The organism is Sphingomonas sp. S2-65 (genome assembly GCF_021513175.1).
Lineage (GTDB): Bacteria > Pseudomonadota > Alphaproteobacteria > Sphingomonadales > Sphingomonadaceae > Sphingomonas.
On the sequence record NZ_CP090953.1, the window covers coordinates 1713605 to 1734680 of the forward strand.

At 69.0% G+C, this 21076-nt stretch carries 15 protein-coding genes; 10 read left to right on the plus strand and 5 right to left on the minus strand.

Annotated features, from left to right (window positions below; translation table 11 throughout):
- Positions 1-122: 122 nt before the first annotated feature.
- From LZ586_RS08085 to LZ586_RS08095, 3 genes are read left to right on the plus strand one after another with little or no spacing between them, the layout of a single operon-like run.
- Positions 123-1637, plus strand: a complete 1515-nt coding sequence (locus LZ586_RS08085) for a DUF4173 domain-containing protein (RefSeq protein ID WP_235079380.1) — start codon at positions 123-125, stop codon at positions 1635-1637.
- Positions 1638-1648: 11 nt separating this feature from the next.
- Complete coding sequence (locus LZ586_RS08090) at positions 1649-2347, plus strand: response regulator transcription factor (protein WP_235079382.1); 699 nt, start codon at positions 1649-1651, stop codon at positions 2345-2347.
- Complete coding sequence (locus LZ586_RS08095) at positions 2335-3984, plus strand: sensor histidine kinase (protein ID WP_235079383.1); 1650 nt, start codon at positions 2335-2337, stop codon at positions 3982-3984. The genes LZ586_RS08090 and LZ586_RS08095 overlap by 13 nt, the downstream gene beginning before the upstream one ends.
- Positions 3985-4642: 658 nt before the next feature.
- Here LZ586_RS08095 and LZ586_RS08100 read toward each other — a convergent pair.
- Positions 4643-5047: a lysozyme inhibitor LprI family protein gene (locus LZ586_RS08100; protein ID WP_235079385.1), complete on the minus strand. Its 405-nt coding sequence runs from the start codon at positions 5045-5047 to the stop codon at positions 4643-4645.
- Between the two features lie 97 nt (positions 5048-5144).
- On the opposite strand from LZ586_RS08100, the gene LZ586_RS08105 reads away from it, so the two are divergent.
- Positions 5145-6128: an alpha/beta hydrolase fold domain-containing protein gene (locus LZ586_RS08105; protein ID WP_235079387.1), complete on the plus strand. Its 984-nt coding sequence runs from the start codon at positions 5145-5147 to the stop codon at positions 6126-6128.
- 175 nt (positions 6129-6303) lie between these two features.
- On the opposite strand, the gene LZ586_RS08110 is transcribed toward LZ586_RS08105, so the two are convergent.
- From LZ586_RS08110 to LZ586_RS08125, 4 genes are all read right to left on the minus strand, one after another.
- A complete protein-coding gene (locus LZ586_RS08110; protein ID WP_235079389.1) occupies positions 6304-9669 on the minus strand; it encodes an amidohydrolase family protein in 3366 nt (1121 codons plus the stop codon).
- Positions 9670-9681: 12 nt separating this feature from the next.
- The gene (locus LZ586_RS08115) at positions 9682-11424 is read right to left on the minus strand and encodes a DUF885 domain-containing protein (RefSeq protein ID WP_235079390.1); all 1743 of its coding nucleotides are present in this window, start codon (positions 11422-11424) and stop codon (positions 9682-9684) included.
- Positions 11425-11435: 11 nt separating this feature from the next.
- A complete protein-coding gene (locus tag LZ586_RS08120) occupies positions 11436-13253 on the minus strand; it encodes a DUF885 domain-containing protein (protein WP_235079393.1) in 1818 nt (605 codons plus the stop codon).
- Positions 13254-13341: 88 nt separating this feature from the next.
- Positions 13342-14265, minus strand: a complete 924-nt coding sequence (locus LZ586_RS08125; RefSeq protein ID WP_235079394.1) for a LysR family transcriptional regulator — start codon at positions 14263-14265, stop codon at positions 13342-13344.
- 95 nt (positions 14266-14360) lie between these two features.
- Between LZ586_RS08125 and LZ586_RS08130 the strand changes: the two genes are divergently transcribed.
- The 6 genes from LZ586_RS08130 to LZ586_RS08155 all read left to right on the plus strand — a co-directional run bounded on the left by LZ586_RS08130 (position 14361) and on the right by LZ586_RS08155 (position 21046).
- On the plus strand, positions 14361-15059 hold the full coding sequence (locus LZ586_RS08130; protein WP_235079395.1) for a pirin family protein: 699 nt from the start codon (positions 14361-14363) through the stop codon (positions 15057-15059).
- 63 nt (positions 15060-15122) lie between these two features.
- On the plus strand, positions 15123-15536 hold the full coding sequence (locus tag LZ586_RS08135; protein WP_235079397.1) for a DoxX family protein: 414 nt from the start codon (positions 15123-15125) through the stop codon (positions 15534-15536).
- A gap of 239 nt (positions 15537-15775) precedes the next feature.
- A complete protein-coding gene (locus LZ586_RS08140; protein ID WP_235079399.1) occupies positions 15776-16813 on the plus strand; it encodes a glycosyltransferase family 2 protein in 1038 nt (345 codons plus the stop codon).
- Entirely contained in the window at positions 16813-18426 is a 1614-nt protein-coding gene (locus LZ586_RS08145) for a hypothetical protein (protein ID WP_235079400.1), read from the plus strand. Before LZ586_RS08140 ends, LZ586_RS08145 begins: the two co-directional genes overlap by 1 nt.
- Positions 18423-19358, plus strand: coding sequence for a lysylphosphatidylglycerol synthase transmembrane domain-containing protein (locus tag LZ586_RS08150; protein ID WP_235079402.1), 936 nt, complete (start codon positions 18423-18425; stop codon positions 19356-19358). Before LZ586_RS08145 ends, LZ586_RS08150 begins: the two co-directional genes overlap by 4 nt.
- A complete protein-coding gene (locus tag LZ586_RS08155) occupies positions 19355-21046 on the plus strand; it encodes a hypothetical protein (RefSeq protein WP_235079404.1) in 1692 nt (563 codons plus the stop codon). Before LZ586_RS08150 ends, LZ586_RS08155 begins: the two co-directional genes overlap by 4 nt.
- The last annotated feature ends 30 nt before the right edge of the window (positions 21047-21076 follow it).

A 21076-nucleotide genomic window follows, 5' to 3' on the forward strand; every position in this document is an offset into this window, starting at 1 on the left:
CAGCGGAGTGGCGGGCGTAAAGCCGGGGCCTGCACGGTTTCTGCACGACCTCTCCTTGGCGGGCGCGCATCGGGCTGGATGGGCGGAGTGCAGAAGGCTTGCCGATGATCGGGAGGTTTCGAATGGGCGTGCGGTTCAGTTTCTGGGTCAAGGTGCTGGTGCTGGTGGCGGCGATGGTGGCCGCCGACCTGCTGGTGGGTGAAGTGGGATCGTGGCTGGGCGGCGCGATGCTCGCCTGGGCGGTGGCGCTGTTCGTGGTGCGGCCGGCGGTGCGGCGCGGGGCGGCGGTGTGGGCGCTGGCGGCGGCGGGCGGGTTCGCGCTGGTGCTGGCCTATGATCCCGGGCCGCTGGCCTGGCTGATGTTCTGGGCGAGCCTGTCGATGGCGGCGCTGATGCCGCGGGCGGGCGGCTTCGACGATGCGTGGCGCTGGGGTGTGCGGCTGGCGGCGCAGGGCGCGAGCGGGCCGTTCGCGCCGGTACTCGACCTGGGGCGGCTGTTGCGGTTGCGCGGACGCGGGCGGCCGGTGAAGCTGGTGGCGACGCTGGTGCTGCCGCTGGCGATGACGGCGCTGTTCGTGGCGCTGTTCGCCAATGCCAATCCGCTGATCGAGAGGGCGCTGCACGGGATCACCATTCCTTCCGTCGAGCGGATCGTGCTGTGGGGGTTCGTGGCGGTGCTGGTATGGCCGAGCTTGCGGCCGCGCGCGTTCGCGACGCGGATCGCGCACGTGCTCCCCAAGATGACGGTGACGCTGCCGGGGACGTCGGCGGCGTCGGTGCTGGTGTCGCTGGCGTTGTTCAACCTGGTGTTCGCGGTGCAGAACGGGCTCGACCTCGCGTTTTTGTGGAGCGGCGCGCCGCTGCCCGAGGGCATGACGCTGGCCGCCTATGCGCATCGTGGCGCCTATCCCCTGATCGTCACTGCGCTGCTGGCCGGCGTGTTCGTGCTGGGAACGCTGAAGCCCGGATCGGCGACCGCGGAGAACCCGCTGATCCGCCGGCTGGTGGTGCTGTGGGTCGCGCAGAACCTGTTGCTGGTGGCATCGAGCGCGCTGCGCACGGTCGACTATATCGAAATATACATGCTCACCGCGTGGCGGATCGCGGCGCTGGCGTGGATGGCGCTGGTCGCGCTGGGGCTGGTGCTGATCTGCTGGCGGATGCTCAGGGCCAAGAGCGCAGCATGGCTGATCAACGCCAATGCGCTGGCGGCCGTGCTGGTGCTGAGCGCGGCGACGATCGTCGACCTGGATGCCGTTTCCGCCAAGTGGAACGTGCGGCATGCCCGCGAGGTGGGCGGCAAGGCCGTGCCGCTCGACCTGTGCCAGATGCGGTGGATGGGCAGCGCCGCGCTGGTGCCGCTGATCGATCTGGAGGCACGGCCCCTGGCGCCCGAGTTCCGCGCGCGCGTGCAGGCAGTACGCCAGGAAATCCTGCCGAACCTGGAGCGCGAGCAGGCGGACTGGCATAGCTGGACGATGCGCGGGCAGCAGCGGCTGGCGCGGGCGCGCACGCTGATCGGAGCCGCCCCCGTCGGACCGGCTTCGCTGCCCGCCGGCGCCCATCGCGGCTGCGACGGCGCCGTCGTGCTGCCGCAAGCGGCACCTGCGCCCTTGACCCCGGAGCCACGGCAGTGATCCTGTGCCCCATGCCGCGCACCATCCTTGTCGCCGACGACGATCCGCATATCCGCCAGCTGCTGGTGTTCGCGCTGGCCAAGGCCGGGCTCGGCACGCTGGAGGCGGCGGATGGCGAGGAAGCGCTGGCGGTTGCCGAGGCGCAGGCGCCCGACCTGATCGTGCTCGACATCAACATGCCGCGGATGGACGGGCTGGAGGTGTGCCGGCGGCTGCGCGCGCAGGGCGAAGTGCCGATCCTGTTCCTGTCGTCGCGCGACGACGAGATCGATCGCATCCTGGGTATCGAGCTGGGCGCCGACGATTACGTCACCAAGCCGTTTTCCCCGCGCGAAGTGGTGGCGCGGGTGATGGCGATCCTGCGCCGCGTCGCGGGACGGCCGCCGCAGGTGGAGCAGGCCACCTCCACCATCCGCCACGGGCAATTGGCGCTCGACCCAGAGGGTTGGCAGGCGAGCTGGGCGGGTACGCCGGTGACGCTCACCGCGACCGAGTTCGGCATCTTGCGCACGCTGGCGGTGATGCCGGCCAAGGTGTTCAGCCGCGACGCGATCATCGATCGGCTGCGCGGGCCCGGCTTCGCAGTGACCGACCGGACGATCGACAGCCATGTGCGCAACCTGCGCGCCAAGTTCGGGCAGGTCGGGTGCCAGGACATCGTCGAGACGCGCGCGGGCATCGGCTATCGCATCGGCGCATGCGCGGGCTGATCGAGGCGCTGAAGGCGGGGACGCTTGTCGAGGCGCTCAAAGCGCCTGTGCGCCGGCACTGGCCACGGCTGCGGCTGCGCACGCTGCTGCTGGTGACGTTCGTGTTCGTCGCGGCGCTGCCCGGCATCGGCGCGCTGTTCCTGCGGGTGTATGAGAACACGCTGGTGCGCCAGACCGAGGCCGAGCTGATCGCGCAGAGCGCGGCACTGTCGGCGGCAGTCGGCGCGGCCTGGCCGGGCGCGCGCGAGATCCGGGTGGTGCCGCCGGCGCGTGGCTATGGCGATCCAGACATGGCCGGCGGGGCCCTGTCGACGATCGATTTGCGCTCGACTAAGGTGCTGCCGGAGCGCCCTGCCCCGCTTGCGGTTGCCGGCGGCGCGAGTGCCGAGGCACGGGCGGCGGCGGTGCGGGCGGCGCCGGTGCTGCGGGTGACGGCGGGGACGACGCTGGCGTCGATCCGGCTGCTCGACGCCGGTGGGCGGGTGCTGCTCGGGCCCGAGGCCGGAAAGGTCTATTCGGGTGTCGCGGAGATCGACGCGGCGCGCGCCGGCGCGCCGGCCACGGTGCTGCGGCGCAATGGCGATTATCGCCCGCGCTATCGGCTGGAATGGCTGAGCCGGGCATCGGACCTGCGCATCCACCATGCCGCACCGGTGGTGGTGAACGGGCGGACGGTCGCGGTGCTGCTGCTGTCGCGCTCGCCGCGCGCGCTGTTTCGCGGGTTGTACGAGGATCGCGGCAAGATCCTGTTCGGGATCGCGGCGATCTTTGCCGCGCTGGTGGTGCTGAGCGGATTGTTGTCGCGCGGCATCGTCCGGCCGATCGAGGCGCTGAGCGAGGCGACGCGGGCGGTGGCGCGCGGCGGTGGCCAGGTGCCCGACGTGCCGCGCACCGCCGCGACCGAGATCCAGGCGCTCTATGCCGACTTTGCGACCATGGCGGCGGCGATCGAGCAGCGTTCCCGCTACCTGCGCGACTTCGCCCATGCGGTGAGCCACGAGTTCAAGACGCCATTGGCGGGCATCCGCGGGGCGATCGAGATCCTGGAGGATCATCACGAGGGCATGGCGCCGGCGGATCGGCGGCGGTTCCTGGCGAACATCGATGCCGACGCCGGACGGCTGACGCTGCTGGTGCAGCGGCTGCTGGAACTGGCGCGGGCCGATGTGGCGGGGCGCGACGCGGGCGCGATCAGCGACGTGCGGCTGATCCTCGCGCGGGTTGCGGACGCGCTGGGCGGGCGCGGGTTGCGCGTCGAAATCGAGGCGCCCGAGGGGTTGGTGGCGGCGGCAGTGCAGGCGGCGAGCCTGGAGGCGATCCTGACCGGTCTGGTGGAGAATGGCCGCCAGGCTGGGGCTGGGCAGGTGCGGCTGGTTGCGCGCAAGGAGGCCGGGTTCGTGGTGCTGGAGGTGGCGGACGACGGATCGGGGATACCGGCGGCGGATCGGGCGCGCGTGTTCGAGCCGTTCTTCACCAGCCGGAGGGCGTCCGGGGGGACGGGGTTGGGGCTGCCGATCGCGCGGTCGCTGCTGGAAGCGCAGGGGGGCAGCATCGCGCTGGCGGAGGATGGGCCGGGAACGCGGTTCGTGTTGCGGATACCGGTTGCGGGACCACCCTCTCCGTCACCCCGGCCTTGAGCCGGGGTCCCGCTTCTCCTCTGCTCCTTGCTTACCAGGGATGACGCCGAGAGTTGGTGGCGCCTAACCCTCACCCCTGCCCTCTCCCGCGGGCGGGAGAGGGGGAAGGAGGGGATTAGCGGCGGGTGGCCAGAGCTTTGGCGCGGGTTGCGGACGCGCTGGGCGAGTGCGGGTTGCGCGTCGAAATCGAGGCGCCCGAGAGGCTGGTGGCGGCGGGGTTCGTGTTGCGGATACCGGTTGCGGGACCACCCTCTCCGTCACCCCGGCCTTGAGCCGGGGTCCCGCTTCCCCTCTGTTCTTTGCTTACCAGGGATGAAGCCGAGAGTTGGTGGCGCCTAACCCTCACCCCGGCCCTCTCCCGCGAGCGGGAGAGGGGGAAGGAGGGGATTAGCGGCGGATGGCCAGAGCTTTGGCGCGGGTTGCGGATGCGCTGGGCGGGTGCGGGTTGCACGTCGAAATCGAGGCGCCCGAGAGGCTGGCGGCGGCGGGGTTCGTGTTGCGAATACCGGTTGTGGGACCATCCTCTCCGTCACCCCGGCCTTGAGCCGGGGTCCCGCTTCTCCTCTGTTCCTGGCTTGCCGGGGGTGAAGCCGAGAGTTGGTGGCACCCAACCCTCACCCCTGCCCTCTCCCGCGAGCAGGAGAGGGGGAAGGAGGGATCAGCGGCGGGTGGCCAGGGCTTTGCTGCGGGCCTTGGTCATGTCGACCCAGCATTGCGTGGTTACGACGCCGGACATGGTGCCGCCACGGTAACGGTCCCCCTTGGCCAGGCAGGTGCGGTCGCGCGATTTCAGCCAGGCGCGCTGTTCGGTGAGAAGCTTCTGGCGGGCGGCGGGCTTCAGCCTTGCCCGCAGCGCCGAATAGCGCGCGCTCATCGCCTTGTCGGCGACGCGGAGCTCGTGCGCGTTGCAGTGCTGCATGTCGAAGGTGGTGATGCACGATTTGGGCGCGGGATCCTGAAAGGCCGGGTTGGTCATGAAGTCGCCGGCGCTCTGCGCGGCGGCCGGGCCGGCCAGGAAGACAGTGGCCGCAAGGGCGATGGTGACGAAGCGGGTGTGGATCATGCGCGGAAAACTCCTTGCCGGCGAACGGGGGCGTGGATGCATAGCGCAGCATGGCTGGGCGCTGAACCATTCGCGACAGCCGGTGGTTCGCACAGCGATGGACCCGACGGACACGCATGCGCTGCACTTCACCCAGGCCGAACTGGCGGGGGCGCGCGCCTTCAACGCGAAGCTGGCGCGGATGCCGCGGTTCCGCATCCGCAATCGCTTCACCCCGCTGCTCTACCAGGGACTGCTGCGCGTGTCTCAGATCGGCGCGGACCGGCGATCCCGGCGGCACGGCGTGGCGGTCGAGACCCGTCGGGTCGGCTGGGGCGGGCATCAGGTCATGCTGCGTATCCTTCGGCCCGATGGACCGGTGCGCGGGGTGGTGCTCGACATCCATGGCGGCGGCTGGGCGATCGGCAATGCGGCGATGGACGACCAACTCAACCTGGGGCTGATCGCGGCGTGCGACGTGGCGGTGGTGTCGGTGGAGTATCGGCTGGTGCGGGCGGGGTCTCCGCTTCAGGCGGCGATGGACGACTGCTTTGCCGCGGCGATGTGGCTGGTGCGCGGTGAGCATGACTTCGCCGGGCTGCCGATCGTGCTGGTGGGGGAGTCGGCCGGCGGGCATTTGGGCGCGGCGACCTTGCAGCGCGTGCGGGACGAGACGGGCGGGCTGGCGCGGTTCGCCGGGGCGCTGCTCTATTACGGGGTATATGATCTGGCGGGATCAGCGAGCGTGCGTGCGGCGGGGCGGGACACGCTGGTGCTGGACGGGCCGGGCATGCTGGACGCGATGCGGCTGCTGACGCCGGGGATGAGCGATGCCGCGCGGCGGCGGGCGCCGCTGTCGCCGCTGTTCGGGGATCTGGCGGGGATGCCGTCGGCGTTGATGGTGGTGGGCGCGTTGGATCCGCTGCTCGACGATACGCTGGCGATGGCGGGACGCTGGGGCGAAGTGGCGTCGGTGGAGCTGCACCGGGTGCCCGAGGCGCCCCATGGGTTTGTTCGGTTTCCGACGCCGGTGGCGGCGAAGGTGCTGGCGCGGAGCCGGGACTGGGTGCGGGAGCGGTTGGCAGGGTTTGGTTCGCCCTGAAGCGGTTCCTTGGTGAAGACCGCAGCTCATTCCCCGTCATCCCGGCCTTGAGCCGGGATCCCGCTTCTTCTTCTGTGGGGCAAGGCAGCGGGACCCCGGCTCAAGGCCGGGGTGACGGAGGAAGAAGATAGGAGGCAAAAACCTCAGCGTTGCGGCAGATGATGGGAGTTTCCCCTCACCGTCCCTTGGTTTCCCACCAATAGCTGCCGCGCTTGGCGGTGCCGGTGGACACTTCGTTCAGCGTCTTTGCGTCGTACAGGCGGCCGCCGAGCATGACGCGCGAGACCTTGTCGCTGTTGCGGATGTCGGCGGTCGGATCGGCGTCGAGCACCACCAGGTCGGCCAACTTGCCGGGTTCGAGCGAGCCGATGTCGCGCGCCATGCCCAGCGACTGGGCGGGGACGATGGTGCCCGCGCGCAGCGCTTCGAGCGGCGTCATGCCGCCGCGGACGAACGACCATAGCTCCCAATGCGCGCCGATGCCGGCCTGTTGCCCGTGCGCGCCGATCGAGACGAGCACGCCGCGCTTCGCGAGCTTGTGCGCCTCACGCGCATTGTCGTCGTCGACGAAGTTGCTTTCGGGCGCCTTGATGCGGCGGGCATTGCCTTCGAGCAGCACCGTCGGCGGGGTGTGCGCCTGGAGGAGCGGGTGGGCGAAGACGTCGGTCGCTTGCCGCCAGTACGGATCGCCGGCCAAGCCGCCATAGGAGACCACCAGCGTGGGCGTGTAGTTGGTCTTGGTTTCCGAGAAGAACTGCAGCACGTCTTCGTAGAAGGTCTCCAGCGGCACGTTGTGCTCGAGCGTCGAATTGCCGTCGGCGACCAGGTTCATGTCCATGCCGAACAGCGAGCCGCCCTCGGCCACGACCTGCATGTTCTCGCGCCGGGCGGCCTCGACCACCTGCTGGCGCTGCTCGCGGCGCGGCTGGTTGTAGTTCTTCACCGAGTGGCCGCCCTGCGACTTGAGGCGGCGGACATGGGCCAGCGCATCGTCCAGGCTGTCGATCTGGGCGTACACGTCGGCGGCCTTGGCGCCGTAGACGACTTCGCCGGTGGAGAAGATGCGCGGGGCGAGGATCAGGCCGGCGCGCTGCATCTCCGAGGCGGCGAAGATCTCGCTCGAGCGGTTGGACGGATCGTGGATCGTCGTGGTGCCGAGCGCGAGGTTCTGGAGCATCGACCAGTTGCGCTGCGGTATCAGCTCGTCGAGCCCGGCGGGGCCGTGGGCGTGCGCGTCGATCAGGCCGGGGATGATGGTCTTGCCGGCGGCATCGACCAAAGTCGCCCCCTGCGGGATCGCGGTGGAGGCGCGCGGGCCGACCGCGACGATGCGGTCGCCGCGGATCACCACCACGCCGTCGTCGATGATCCCGCCCGACGCGTCCGCCATGGTGACGAGGCGCGCGCCGGTGATCGCCACCGTCCCGGTGGGCTTCACCGCCGCGACTTCGCGGGCGAGCGACACGCCGGTGGCCGGCGGTACGAAGGCGGGCGCGCCTTCTGGCCGCGGCGCGCTGGGGAAGAGCTGCGCGGTCTGGGCAGTGTAGACGACCGGGCCGAGGCTCCAGTGCAGCTGTGCGCCGTCGTTCGACCAGTGGATGTAGTCGGCACCGCCGGCGCTGACCTTGGTGACCGGCAGCGCCTTGGTATCGGCGGCGAGCGCGACCGACTGGTTGCCCGGCATCAGCGGGACGACATAGGCGGCATAGTTCTGGCGGAAGGCGACGAACTCGCCATTGGGCGCGACCGAGAAGTCGGTGACCAGCTCGCCATTGGCGTGGACGCGCTTGTCCTGACCCGAAAGATCGGTGCTGACCAGCTGGCGCTGCGACTTGCCGCCTTCATTGGCGTCGCCGAGCATGTAGATGCGGTCGTTGGTGGCGCCGAACTGGGGCGCGGCCATGCCGGCGGCGATGCGAGTGATGTCGCCGCCGGTGGCGGCGAGGCGGTAGACGCCGGGGTCCTGCGCCCAGTTGGGGCTGGTCAGGCTGCCTGCCGAGACGCGCTCGAACACGATGGTCTTGCCGTCGGGCGAGAAGCGCGGGCGGGCGAAGTGGCCGGGCTGTGCGGTCACGTCGCGGGGACGACCGCCGGTTGCCGCAACCGTGCGGATATGGCCGAGGCCCTCATCGGTCCAGTTGACGAAGACGAGCGAGCGGCCGTCGCGCGACCAGCTGGGGAAGAGTTCGAAGCCGTCGTCGCCGCTGGTGAGGCGGCGGGCGGCGGCGCCGCCCATCGGCTTGAGCCAGAGCTTGCCGAGGCTTTCGAACACGACCTGGCGGCCATCAGGGGAGACGGCGGCGAAGCGCGGCATCGATGTCGTGAAGCGGTCGGGCGCGACGGCGATCTGCGGGTGCGGCGCGTCGATCACGCCGCGGGTGTCATCGATCCGGAACGGGATCTCGCGCATGTTGCTGCCATCGGCGTCGATGCGGCGGATCTTGCCCTTGGCCCAGAACACGAGCGACTTGCCGCCGGGCAGCCAGGCCATGTTCGGGTAGACGCCGGTGACCGCCCAGGTCTCCTGCACGTCCTGGTCGAGATCGTCGTAGATCTTGCGCTCTTCGCCCGAGACGAGGTCCTTGATGTAGAGCTTGGAGCGCGTGGCTTCGCGGCGGACGAAGGCGATGTAGCGGCCATCGGGCGAAGGCGTCGGGCGGACCGCGCCGCCGGCGCCGGTCACCGCCTTGCTGATCTCGCCGGTCGCCAGTTCATAGCGCTCGATGTCGAAAAGCTCGGTGTTCGAATCCTGGGCATATTCGAAGATCGGGCCGGGCGTGACGTTGCGGGTGTAATAGAGCGACTTGCCATCGGGGGCGTAGATCGGCTCGCCGAGTTCCTTCTGGTGGGTTTCGTTGGGGCGCTTGACCAGCATGACCCCGGCGCCGCCCGAGACGTGGTAGAGCCAGACTTCGCCGGTGCCGAGCGAGCGGCCGGTGGTGAAATGCTTCTTGGCTGCGATGTAGCGGCCGTCGGGGCTCCAGCTCGGCTGGTTGAGGAGGCGGAAATCCTCCTTGGTAACCTGGCGCTTGTCCGAACCGTCGCGGTTCATCACCCAGATATTGTCGCCGCCGCCGCGGTCTGACGTAAAGGCGATGCGCCGGCCGTCGGGCGAGAAGCGCGGCTGGACTTCCCAGGCGAGTCCTTCGGCGATGCGGGTCGCGGGGCCGCCGGCGATCGGCATGGTGTAGATGTCGCCGAGCAACGTGAAAGCGAGCGTCTGGCCGTCGGGGCTGACGTCAAGATCCATCCAGCTGCCTTCGCTGACGCGGATCGGGATCTGGCGGATGACCGCGCCTTCGGGCGCGTTGACGTCCCATTTGCGCTTTTCGGCCTTGGGCGCGGCAATCGTCTGCGCGGTTGCGGCAGGCGCAGGAGCAGCATTGGGAAGCGGCTGGGGCTGCGCATCTGGGCGGACCACCTGATCCTCGGGCGCCTGGGTCTCCTGCACCGGCGGCTGGGGCGGGGTTGCGGCGACCTGGGCCTGGGCCTGATGCGTGGCGAGCGCCGCCAGCGAGACGAGTGCGATACGAAGTTTCATGAAGTCCCCCGTTTAGTTCTTGGTATCGGCATGTGGATTGGGGCCGCCCGCGTCAATCCAGCGATCGACCTGCTCCTCCAGGAGCGGCAGCGGAACCGAGCCGAGGCCCAGCACCAGATCGTGGAACCAGCGCTGGTCGAACTTGTCGCCAAGCCGGCGCTCGGCATCGGCGCGCTTGCGGCGGAAGGTCAGCTCGCCCAGCTTGTAGGCGAGCGCCTGGCCGGGCCAGCTGATGTACCGGTCGACCTCCGTTTCGACCTCGCGCTGCGACAGCGCGGTGTGGCCGGTGAGATAGTCGATCGCCTGCTGACGGCTCCAGCCCTGGTGATGGATGCCGGTGTCGATCACCAGCCGGGCGGCGCGCCACATCTCGTAGGATTGCCGGCCGAACTCCTCATAAGGCGTGCGGTAGATGCCCATCTTGGTGCCGAGCCATTCGGTGTAGAGCCCCCACCCTTCGCCGAAGCCGGAGAAATAGGTCTGGCGGCGAAAGGCCGGCTGGTTGGGTCCTTCGCGGGCGATCGCCGCCTGGAGGCTGTGGCCGGGGCTGCATTCGTGCAGCGTCAGCGCCGGGATCTGGTAGAGCGGGCGCGACGGCAGGTCGTAGGTGTTCATCATGCACGATTCCAAACCGCCGCGTCCGGCGGTGTAGAAGGGCGCGATGGCATCGGGCACGGGCCGGATGGTGAAGCGGTAGCGCGGCAGGAAGCCGATGGTGTTCTTGAGCTCGCCGTCGACGCGCTTGGCGACATAGGCCGAGACGCCGAGCAGTTCGTCGGGCGTCCTGGCGTAGAAGCGCTGATCGGTCCGCAGGAACCGGAGGAACGCGGCCATGTCGCCGGTGAAGCCAGCCGCCGCCTTGGTCTTCTCCATGTCGGCCTGGATGCGCGCTACTTCCTTCAGGCCGATGGCGTGGATCTGCTCGGCGGTGAGGTCGGTGGTCGTGTATTCGCGGATCTGCGCCTGGTAGAAGGCCTTGCCGTCGGGCATCGCTTCGGCGGCCAGGGTAGTGCGGGCGCGCGGCAGATATTCGCCGCGGAAGAAGGTCAGCAGCTTGGCATAAGCAGGCGCGATCCGGCTGGTAATGACGGCGCGGGCGGCGGCGCGCAGGCGCTCCTGCTGCGCGGCGGGGATGCTGTCGGGCAGCGCCTCGAACGGCGCGTAGAACGGGTTCTTGCGCGGATCGGTGACGGCAAAGGCCTCGATCGAGCTGTCGCGGCCGGCGAGCGTCGCGCGCGGCACGCTGAAGCCGCGGGCAAGGCCGGCGCGCATGTTGGCGATCTGTTCGTCGAAATAGCGCGGCACGTCGCGCATGCGGCCGAGATAGCGGTCATATTCCACCGCCTTGCGAAATGGCTGGCGCGCGGCGATGCCCGACCAGAAGTTGCTGTCGGCGTTGAACGGCATCTCCCACAAGCGGAAGCGCTGTTCGGCGACGGCTGCCTCGAGGGTCGTTCGAAACACGGCGGCGTTGATCCGCTCGGGCTCGGAGAACTGCGCGGCGGGCAGACGGTTCAGCGCCGCCAGCGCGGTTTGCCAATAAGCGAGCCTGCGCTGCTGGCTGACGGGGTCGACGCGCGGCAGATAGTCGGCGCCCGCAGTCCAGTTTTCATCCTCTTCGAGCCGACCGAACTCCTTCTGCCGCCAGCGCCACTCGGCGTCGTAGAGCGTGCGCAGCTGCGCGTTGGCGCTGGTCTGCGCGGTGGCGGGGCCGGACACCAGCAAGGCGCAGGCGAGCGGGAGATGCTTGAACACGGCGCCTCGGCTCACGCGCGGCGGGCGCGGGTGCGATCGGCGACGAGCGTTTCCATGAGGCTGAGCGGCATCGCCCCGCTCAGCAGCACTTCGTGGAACCACTTCAAGTCGAAGCGGTCGCCAAGCGCCTGTTCGGCAGTCTTGCGCGCGCGGACCCATGCCATGTGGCCGACCTTGTACGAGCAGGCCTGCCCGGGCTGGGTGCTGTAGCGCTCGACCTCGCGCTGCGAGCGTGGGGCGGCCAGGCCGGTGGTGTCGACCAGATATTGCGTCGCCTGTTCGCGGGTCCAGCGCTTGGTGTGGATGCCGGTGTCGACCACCAGCCGGGCGGCGCGGAACAGGAAGGACTGGAGATAGCCGGCGCGTTCCAACGGCGTGCCATAGGCGCCGAGTTCGTCGGCGAGCTGTTCGGCGTAGAGCGCCCAACCCTCCGTATACGCGCCGAAGAAGCCGATCTTGCGGAGCAGCGGAATTTCCTTCGACTGCTGCGAGATGCTGATCTGAAGATGGTGCCCGGGAACACCCTCATGATACGTCAGCGCCGGCAGGCTGTACTTCGGCCAGTCGCCAGGATCCTTGAGGTTGATGAAGTAGATCGCCGGACGCGAGCCATCGAGCGCGGCACGCTTGTAATAGCCGTTGGAGGCGCCGTCCTGGATCTCGACCGGCACCGCGCGGATCTCCAGCGACGCGTCGGGAATGGTGGCGAAGGCCTGGGGCAGCTTCGCGTGCATCTGCCGGACGCCGTCGTTGAGCGAGGCAATCAGCGCTTCGCGGCCGGCTGGGGTGTCGGGGTAGAGCTGGGATGGGTCGCGGTTGAGCGCAGTCAGGCGCTGGCTGACGGTGCCGCTGGTCATGCCGTTGGCGTTGAGGATCTTGTTGAGCTCGGCGCTGATCTCCGCGACCTGCGACAGGCCCATGCGATGCACCTCGTCGGGCGTAAAATTGGTGGTGGTCGCCTGCTCCAAGGCCGTCGCGTAGAGGGCGTCGCCGCCCTTCAGGCGCCAGATGCCGGCGCCGGGCTTGGTCTGGCCGCGAAGCTGCGTGACGAGCGCGATCTGGCGATCGAGCGCGGGGTAGACCTGAGCCTCGACGATCTTCGCTGCCTGTGCCGACCAGTCGCCGGCGATCCCCTTGCGCCCGGCACGCTCGGCGAGCGAGCGGACCAGGCTGCTGCTCGCGGGTGCGGCGCCGCGCAGCGTACGCAGCTGGCCCAGGGTGAGATCGAGCGCGAAATCGGGGGCGATGAAGCCGCGCGCCGCCTGTTCGCGCTGGACCGCCACGTCCTGGTCGAGCGCAGTGGAAAAGGCGCCGAGCCGGGCGAGATAGGCGTCGGCGTCATCGCGGGTTTCGACGACATGGGTGTCGTTGAGGAAATCGGGAACGCTGTAATAGGCGCCGCCCTGCTGGAAGATGCGGTACGGCCGGATCGCGGTGTCGATGCCGAAACGCTCGGGCGCGGCGGTCTGCTGGCGCAGCGAATAGAGGACGATGTCGCGGTTGAGCGCGGCGGCGGGCGTCAAGCCGGCGGTGGGAAAGCCTTCGAGTTCGCCAAGGAACCGCTTGTTCGCGGCGAGCGTCTGCTGGCGATTGGCGGCGGAGACGTCGTCGAGGCGGCGCTTCGCAGCGGCCTGCGGACCTTTGTCGAATCCCAGTGCGGTGGCGGACTGGGGCGAGCGGTTCAGCCGATCCGCGACGATGCGGTCGAACAGCGTGTTGAGCGCGGCGTCACCGCCATCTTGCAGCGCGGCTGCCACCGCCTGGGGGCTCGCCACGCTCGCCATGGCCAGCGCGCTGCCCGAGCAGCCGAGAAACGTCCGACGATCCATGTAAGCCCCCTAGAAGATGTCGCGGGGAGTGTGGACGAGACGGGCGCTGCCGAACAAGCGGTTTCGCGTTTCCGCCGATCGAAGCCGGTCAGGCGTCGGGCAGTTCGCCGGCTTCATCCGCGGCGCTGTCGACGAAGCGGTCGAGCAACCAAGACGCCGCAGGCCCCGGCGGCGTGTCGCGGCGATAGATGCCGCAGAAGCGATAGGCGCCGCCCGGCTGCTCGGGCATGGCGAGGCGCAGCAGCGTGCCGGCATCCAAATCGGGTTGGATCATCGGCAGCGGCATGTTGCCCCAGCCAATCCCCTCGCGCAGCAGCGCGTGCTTGGCGCCGAGATCGGCCAGCCGCCAGGTGCGCGGGCTCTGCACCGCGAAGTCACGCCCGGCGGTGATCGGCGAGCGGTCGGTCAGCACCAGCTGGACATGGTCTCGCGCGGCGCCCGGCGGGATCGGGTGCAGCCGGGCGAGCGGGTGGTCGGGCGCGGCCACGGGCACCATCTCGACCGATCCGGCCGCGCGCAGTTCGACGCCGTCGACGGAGGTGGCGAGCGGGCCGCTGATCGCCACCCCGGCCTTGCCGTCCAGCACCAGCGCAGTGACGGCGCCCAGCGCCTCGACATGGAGGCGCAGGGTGACGGTGGGGAACTCGGCGCGGAAGGCACGCAGCACCGCGCCGAGACGCGCCGTGGGCAGCATCACGTCGACGGCGAGGCTGACTTCGGCTTCCAGCCCCTCCAGAAGTCCCTTCACCTTGGCGCGCAGGCCATCCATGCCGTGCGCGACGGTGCGCGCCTCGGCCAGCACTGCCCTGCCCGCGATGCTCAGCTGCGGCTTGCGGCTACCCTCGCGGTCGAACAGCGTGACGCCGAGCTGCGCCTCGAGATTGGCGATGCCGTAGCTCACCACCGACACCGCGCGGTTGAGCTTTCGCGCGGCAGCGCCAAAGCTGCCGGTCTCGACAATGGCAAGGAACAGGCGAAGCTGGTCGAAGGTGGGCGTACCGGGGCTGGCCATTCAACTTCCTAGAACGATTGGGTCGACTTTATCCCACTGAGCAGCAGGGCAGGCAAGCCGTACATAGGCTCCAACAACCCAATGGGAGACCAACGATGATCGAACTTCGGCCCTTCGCAACCCTTGGCGGCGACAATCATGGCTGGCTCGATGCCAAGCATCATTTCTCGTTCGCCAACTATCATGACCCGAAGCGCATGCACTGGGGCAATCTGCGCGTGTGGAACGACGACACGATCCAGCCGCAGACCGGCTTTCCGGCGCACCCGCACCGCGACATGGAGATCATCACCTATGTCCGTTCCGGCGCGATCACCCATCAGGACAATCTGGGCAACAAGGGCCGCACCCCGGCCGGCGACGTCCAGGTGATGAGCGCCGGCACCGGGATCACCCACTCGGAATTCAACCTGGAGGACGAGGTCACGCAGATCTTCCAGATCTGGCTGCTGCCGACCCGCAGCGGCGAGAAGCCTGGCTGGGGCGCCAAGCCCTTCCCCAAGGGCGATCGTGCCGGGCAGTTCGTGGTGCTCGCCAGCGGATATGACAACGACAACGACGCATTGCCGATCCGCACCGATGCACGGGTGGTCGCCGCGACGCTGAAGGCCGGCGAGACCGCCGAATATCCGCTCGGCAGCGACCGCAAGGCGTATCTGGTGCCCGCGACCGGCAAGATCGAAATCGACGGCGTGACCGTGAATGCCCGGGACGGTGCCGCGATCAGCGATGTCGCGGTGCTGACGGTCACTGCGCTCGAGGACAGCGAGATCGTCCTGGTCGACGCCGCCTGACCTACCCTGCCGCCGCGCCAGACCGACGCGGCGGCACCCCCCTTCCTTTCGAGGAGAATGCTCATGCCTACCACGACCCACGTCCATGCCGCCGACGGCCAGGCCGCTTCGTATCTTCCGCTGATCGGCCGGATCGGCATCGCCGCGATCTTCCTGCTCAGCGGCTTCGCCAAACTGACCGCGCCCGCCGCAACCATCGGCTATATTTCCTCGGCCGGCTTGCCGTTGCCCCAGGTGGCGCTGGGACTGGCCATTCTGGTGGAGCTCGGCGGCGGGCTGCTGCTGGTGCTCGGCTATCGCACCCGGCTGGTGGCGGCAGTGCTGGCGGCGTTTTCGATCGTCACGGCGATCGCCTTCCACGCCGCGCTGAGCGACCAGAACCAGTTCATCCACTTCTTCAAGAACGTGGCGATCGCGGGCGGCCTGCTTCAGGTGGTTGCCTTTGGCCCCGGGCGGCTCAGCATCGACAAGCGCTAAGCCTGCCGCAGCGGCCGCAGTCCACCAACATAGGTGGATTGCGGTCCGCCGCGTGTCTGCTCTATCTTCGCAGTGATACCTACAAAATGCCGGCGCGGCGTGTGCGTCGCCGGCCGACTTTCGTACCGTGCCTTATTTCTGGCCATCCCGGACGTCAGAGAGGATAGCGAAGGGATCGGGTGGCGCACCACCCGATCCGTACCGGGCCGCCCCGCGGCCTTTGGTGGAGCGACGACGTAATGGTTCAGCCGCAAACGGCTTTGTTGAATTTGGGTGACGCCGAAAGCCGCCCGCAAGCGGCGCCCAGGCCGATCAAGCTGATCATCCAGATCCCCTGCTTCAACGAAGCCGAGCATCTGGGGCCGACCCTGGCCGACCTGCCGCGCTCGATCCCGGGCGTGGACATCATCGAGACGCTGGTGATCAGCGACGGCAGCCGCGACGCCACGGTGGCGGTCGCCAAGGCGTGCGGCGTCGACCATATCGTCGACCTGCCGATCAACAAGGGACTGGCCACCGCCTTCATGGCCGGGCTCGACCGGGCGTTGCGCGAAGGTGCCGACATCATCGTCAACACCGACGCCGACAATCAGTATCGGGCCGCCGACATCGGCAAGCTGGTGCGCCCAATCCTGGACCGCGAGGCCGAGTTCGTGGTGGGCGATCGTCCCATTCCCGACATCGAGCACTTCTCGAGGCAGAAGCGCGCGCTCCAGCATCTGGGAAGCTGGGTGGTACGACTGGCGTCGGGCACCAAGGTGGGCGACGCGCCAAGCGGCTTCCGCGCATTGTCGCGCGAGGCGGCGCTGCGGATCAACACCTTCGACAGCTATACCTATACGCTGGAAACGATCGTCCATGCCGGGCTGTCCGACGTGCGCATCGTATCGGTACCGATCGGCGTCAATGGCGAGACGCGGCCGTCGCGGCTAGTGCGCTCCATTCCCGACTATGTGATGCGCTCGGCGAAGTCGATCCTGCGTACCACCCTGGTCTATCAGCCGGCACGGACCTTTGTGGCGATGAGCCTTCCGCTCGCCATCGTCGGCGGCATCCTGGCGCTGCGCTGGCTGTGGCTGTATCTCGGCGGAAGCCCGCGCGCGCATGTGCCGAGCCTGCTCGCCTCCGCGGGGCTGCTGCTGAGCGCGGTGTTCCTGCTGATCGCCGCGGTGCTCGGCAAGCTGCTGTCGATCAATCGGCGGCTGTTGCAGGACATCCAGTACCGGCTGCGCAAGTTCGACGCGCAGTTGCGCCAGACGGACGACGAGAGCCGCTGATGCCGGACAGTCTTACGGGCCGCGACCGGCTCGCCCAGGCCGCGCTGGCGAGCCTGCCCCAGATCCTGATGCAGCAGGATCGCAACCCCGTCAGCGCGACCTATGGGTGCTTCGACCGGGCCTATTGGCATTACCGCATCCTCGATTTCCCGTGCGGGATGAGCCAGGAATTCGTGCTGCCGCTCGCGCTCGCCTGGGCGCTGCCGATGCCGGGCAATCGCTGGCATGGCGAGCCGGCGATGCGCGACTGGGTGGAGGCGGGAATCCGCTATGCCGCGCGCTCGGCGCATGCCGACGGGTCGTGCGACGATTATTACCCGCATGAGCGCGCGGCGGGCGCGGCGGCGTTCTCGCTGTTCGCCTGCCTGGAGGCCGCGAAGATCGTCGGGCTGGAAGGCGATGCCGAGATCGAGGCGTTCTTCGCCAAGCGGGCCGAGTGGCTGGCGCATCATCAGGAGAGCGGACGGCTTTCCAATCACGAGGCGCTGATCATCGCCTGCTTGGCGCGGATGAGCCAGCGTGACGCGGCGCGCTGGAACGAGGCGCTGGCGCAGCGGGTGGCGCGGATCGCGTCGTGGCAGTCGGCAGAAGGCTGGTTCGACGAATATGGCGGCGCCGACCCGGGATATCTGACGCTGACGATCGGCATGCTCGCCGACGCGGACGCGATCCGGCCTGACCTGAACCTGCAACCCATGATCGACCGCGCGGTCGCCTTTCTCGCCACGGTGATCCACCCCGACGGGACGCTGGGCGGGGAGTATACCAGCCGCGCGACGGTGAACTTCTTCCCCCATGGCCTGGAGAGGATCGGCGCGCGCAACCGGCAGGCGCTTGCCATTGCCGAGCGTGGCTATCGGCGGTTCGAAGCCGATGTCGGCCCCAGCCATGCCGACGACCGGATCGTCGGGCATCACGCCTGGAGCCGGATGCTGGCGTGGCGCGACTGGCAGGCGGAGCGCCCTGCCCCGCTGGCACTCGCCGACGGGCTGACCGATCACGAAGGCGCGCAGATCCGAGTGCAGGCCAAGGGCACATTGCGGCTCTTCGTCGGCTGGGGACGCGGGGCGGCGTTCCGGCTGTTCGACGGCGAGCGGCTGTTGCGCGCCGATACCGGGCCGACGCTGGCGCTGGTCGATGGCAAGGTGGCGGTGTCGCACCTGCCCGGCATGCGCGTGGTCGAGCGTACGGCAGACGCGATAGAAGTCGAGGGTCCGATGGCCTATGCCAAGACCGCGCGGCTGACGCCGGCAAAGTCGATCGTGCTGCGGCTGATGATGCTCAGCATCGGGCGCTGGTTTCCCGACCTGGTGCGTCGCATGCTGCAGGCGATCCTGGTGACGGGGCGCAAGGATGCTCCGTTCCATGCCAGCCGCCGCATCGTCTGGGAGAGTGGCGCCCTGGTCGTCACCGACCGGATCACGCCACGGTCCGGCTGGGCCAACGTCCGCCGCGCGGGGATCGGCGGCTTTCAGGTTTCTATCACCACGATCATGGCGCGGGTGTGGGAGCCGGCACAGTTGCAGCCCTTCGACGACGTGACCGCGCAGGTGCGGGCGCTGTCGGGCGCCGCGCCGCTTACCATCACCCGCCGCTACGAGCCCGGCGCGTGAAGAAGCGCCTGATTGGAATCGTCGTCAGCCTGGGGCTGATCGCGGTCCTGTGGTCGACCGTCGACTTCAAGGCGATCGTCGATGCCGCACACCGCGCCGACCCGACCTGGTTCTGGGCGGCGATCGCGATGGTCGTGCCGCTGACGCTCGGCACGTCCGAGCGGTTCCGAGTGCTGGCCGATGGCAGTATCGGCCTGGGCACCTCTATCCGGCTGATCCTCTCGGCCTCGACCCTCAACCTGGTGCTGCCTTCCAAGATGGGCGACATCGCCAAGGCTTGGGTGCTGCGCCAGCGCGACGGCATGGGCGATGCGCGGGCGCTGAGCCTGGTCGTGTTCGAGAAGATGCTCGACATGATGAGCTTGCTGGCGATGGGAACGGTGGCGCTGCTGGTCGCGGGGCTACACTTTCCCGGCGCCGGGCTGGCGCTGCTGGTAGTGGCGGGCGGTGCGGCGGCATTGTTCTGCGTCATGATCCCGGGGCTGATGGAGCGCCTTCCGCTGCGCCGGTTGCTCGGTGACCGACAGCTTCCCGCCAAGGTGGCGGCCGTGAGCGGCGCCTGGAACGAACTTACCCGCGGCTTCTGGGCCGACCGGGGCAAAGCGTTCGCGATCCTGGCAGGATCGCTGCTGATCTGGGTAGGGCATCTGTTCCAGATCTGGCTGTTTGCGCGCGCGATCGCGCCGACGATCCCGTTCGCCGAGACCGCAACCTTCGGGACGCTGGCGATCCTTGCGGGCCTTTTGCCGTTCACCTTTGCCGGGGTCGGTACGCGCGATGCCGCGCTGGTGCTGCTGTTCGCGCCGTGGCTGAACGGAGGCGAGGCGGCATTGCTCGGCCTGTTCGCGACCCTGCGCTACGTTCTGCCCGCTATCGCCGGGCTGCCCTTCGTCGGCGACTACTGGAAGGGGCGGGCCGCGCCCGCGCAATGAGGCTTCCGGTACCTGCACAGGACGATGTCGCGGGCTGGCGCCGATGGTTCGTCGCGCCGATGCTGGTCATGCTCGCGGTGCACGTCGCCGACATCTTCGTACGGCCCTGGCTGGCGGGGATCGGCGACCTCGTCATTCAGGACGATGCGCGCCAGTTCCTGACCTGGACGCCGCGCCTGATCGACCCACACGCGCTTGCCGGCGACTGGATGGCCGATTTCTGGACGGCGATGTCGCCAGCGGCCTATCAGGCGATCTACCGCGCCGGTGCCGCGCTGGGCGTGGTGCCTACCGACATAGCGCGGTTGCTGTCCGTCGCGCTGATGGCGCTGTCGGGCGCCGGCGCGTGGCGCCTGGCGCGCGCGATGAGCCCCGATCCACGCGTGGCGTTCGTCGCCGCGGCGTTCGTGATCGCCTATCTGACCAAGGAGGATTCGATCTTCTCCGCGACGCCGCGCGGCGTTGCGGTGCCTGCGATCCTGTTCTTCCTGGACGCGCTGGTGCGGCAGCGCTGGATCGCGCTCGCGGCCTCGGCGGCCGCATTGACCCTGGTCTATCCGGCGCCGGCGGTAACGCTGTTCACGATGCTGGGGCTTTCGCGGCTGAGCCTGAAGCAGTTTCCGCCGTTCGCGAATGGCTGGCGCGACGTCGCCCGGCTTTCGGCAGTGGGGCTTCTCATCATCGCGCTGGCGCTGCTCTTTCGCGAGCAGACCGAGGCCTGGGGCCCGGTGCTGAGCCTCGACGAGGCGCGCCGGATGCCGGCGTTGATGACGCCCAATGCGCGCAGCACGATCGTCAATCAGAATGGCGAGATCGATTATCTCTGTTCGATGCGCACCGGGTTCCTGCCGGAGCTGGTCCGGTGCGGGCATGTGCCGATGGCCTGGGCGGCGAACCTGGTGCTGCTGGCGCCGCTGCTCTGGCTCGGCTGGCGCGGGCTGAAGTCGGGGGGACGCGAGCGGATCTACGCGCTGGCAGTGGCGGCGGCATTGCTGTGGTTCGTGGTGGCGTGGCTGGTCGCCTTTCGTCTCCATCTGCCCAGCCGCTACAGCCAGCGGGTGCTGTCGCTGCTCGAATGGCTGGCGCTCGGGCAGATCATCGGCGGCTGGCTCGTTCGTCGGCCCTGGACCACGCGCTCGCGCGTCGCGGCGGGTTTCACTGCTTTGTGCCTGGCGGGCTGCTTCGTGACGCCGCTGGCCAAGCTGGAGACGCCATCGGACCGCAAGGTGATCGACCAGGCCAGGGCGATGCCCGCCAATGTGCGCATCGGCGGAGTGTCCGAAGACCTGACCTTTTTGCCGGCACTGGCGGGACGCGCGATCACGGCGTCGACCGAGCACGCGGTGCCGTGGGAAACGGGATATTACCGCCATATCGCTGCGGGTATGGCAGATGACCTGCGTATCGCCTCCACGAGCGATGCGCGCATATTGAAGGCGGCATTGGTGCGTTCGCGGGCGGATTACCTGCTGGTGGACGACGCCGTGCTGCTGGGCCGGGAGCTTCCGCGATCCTATCGCCGCACGCTACCCGCCGAGGCGATGGAAGCATCGAAGCGGCTGGCGGAGCGCCCGCCTTTGCTGGCGGGCCTGGCGCCTTCGTGCCGAGCGGCTGGATCGCGCTATATCGCGGTCGATTGCGTGCTGGCGAAGCTCGGCGGGACCAGGATGCCTGCCGTCGCCCCATAGACCGTTGCAACTACGACGAGGAACCTCTCC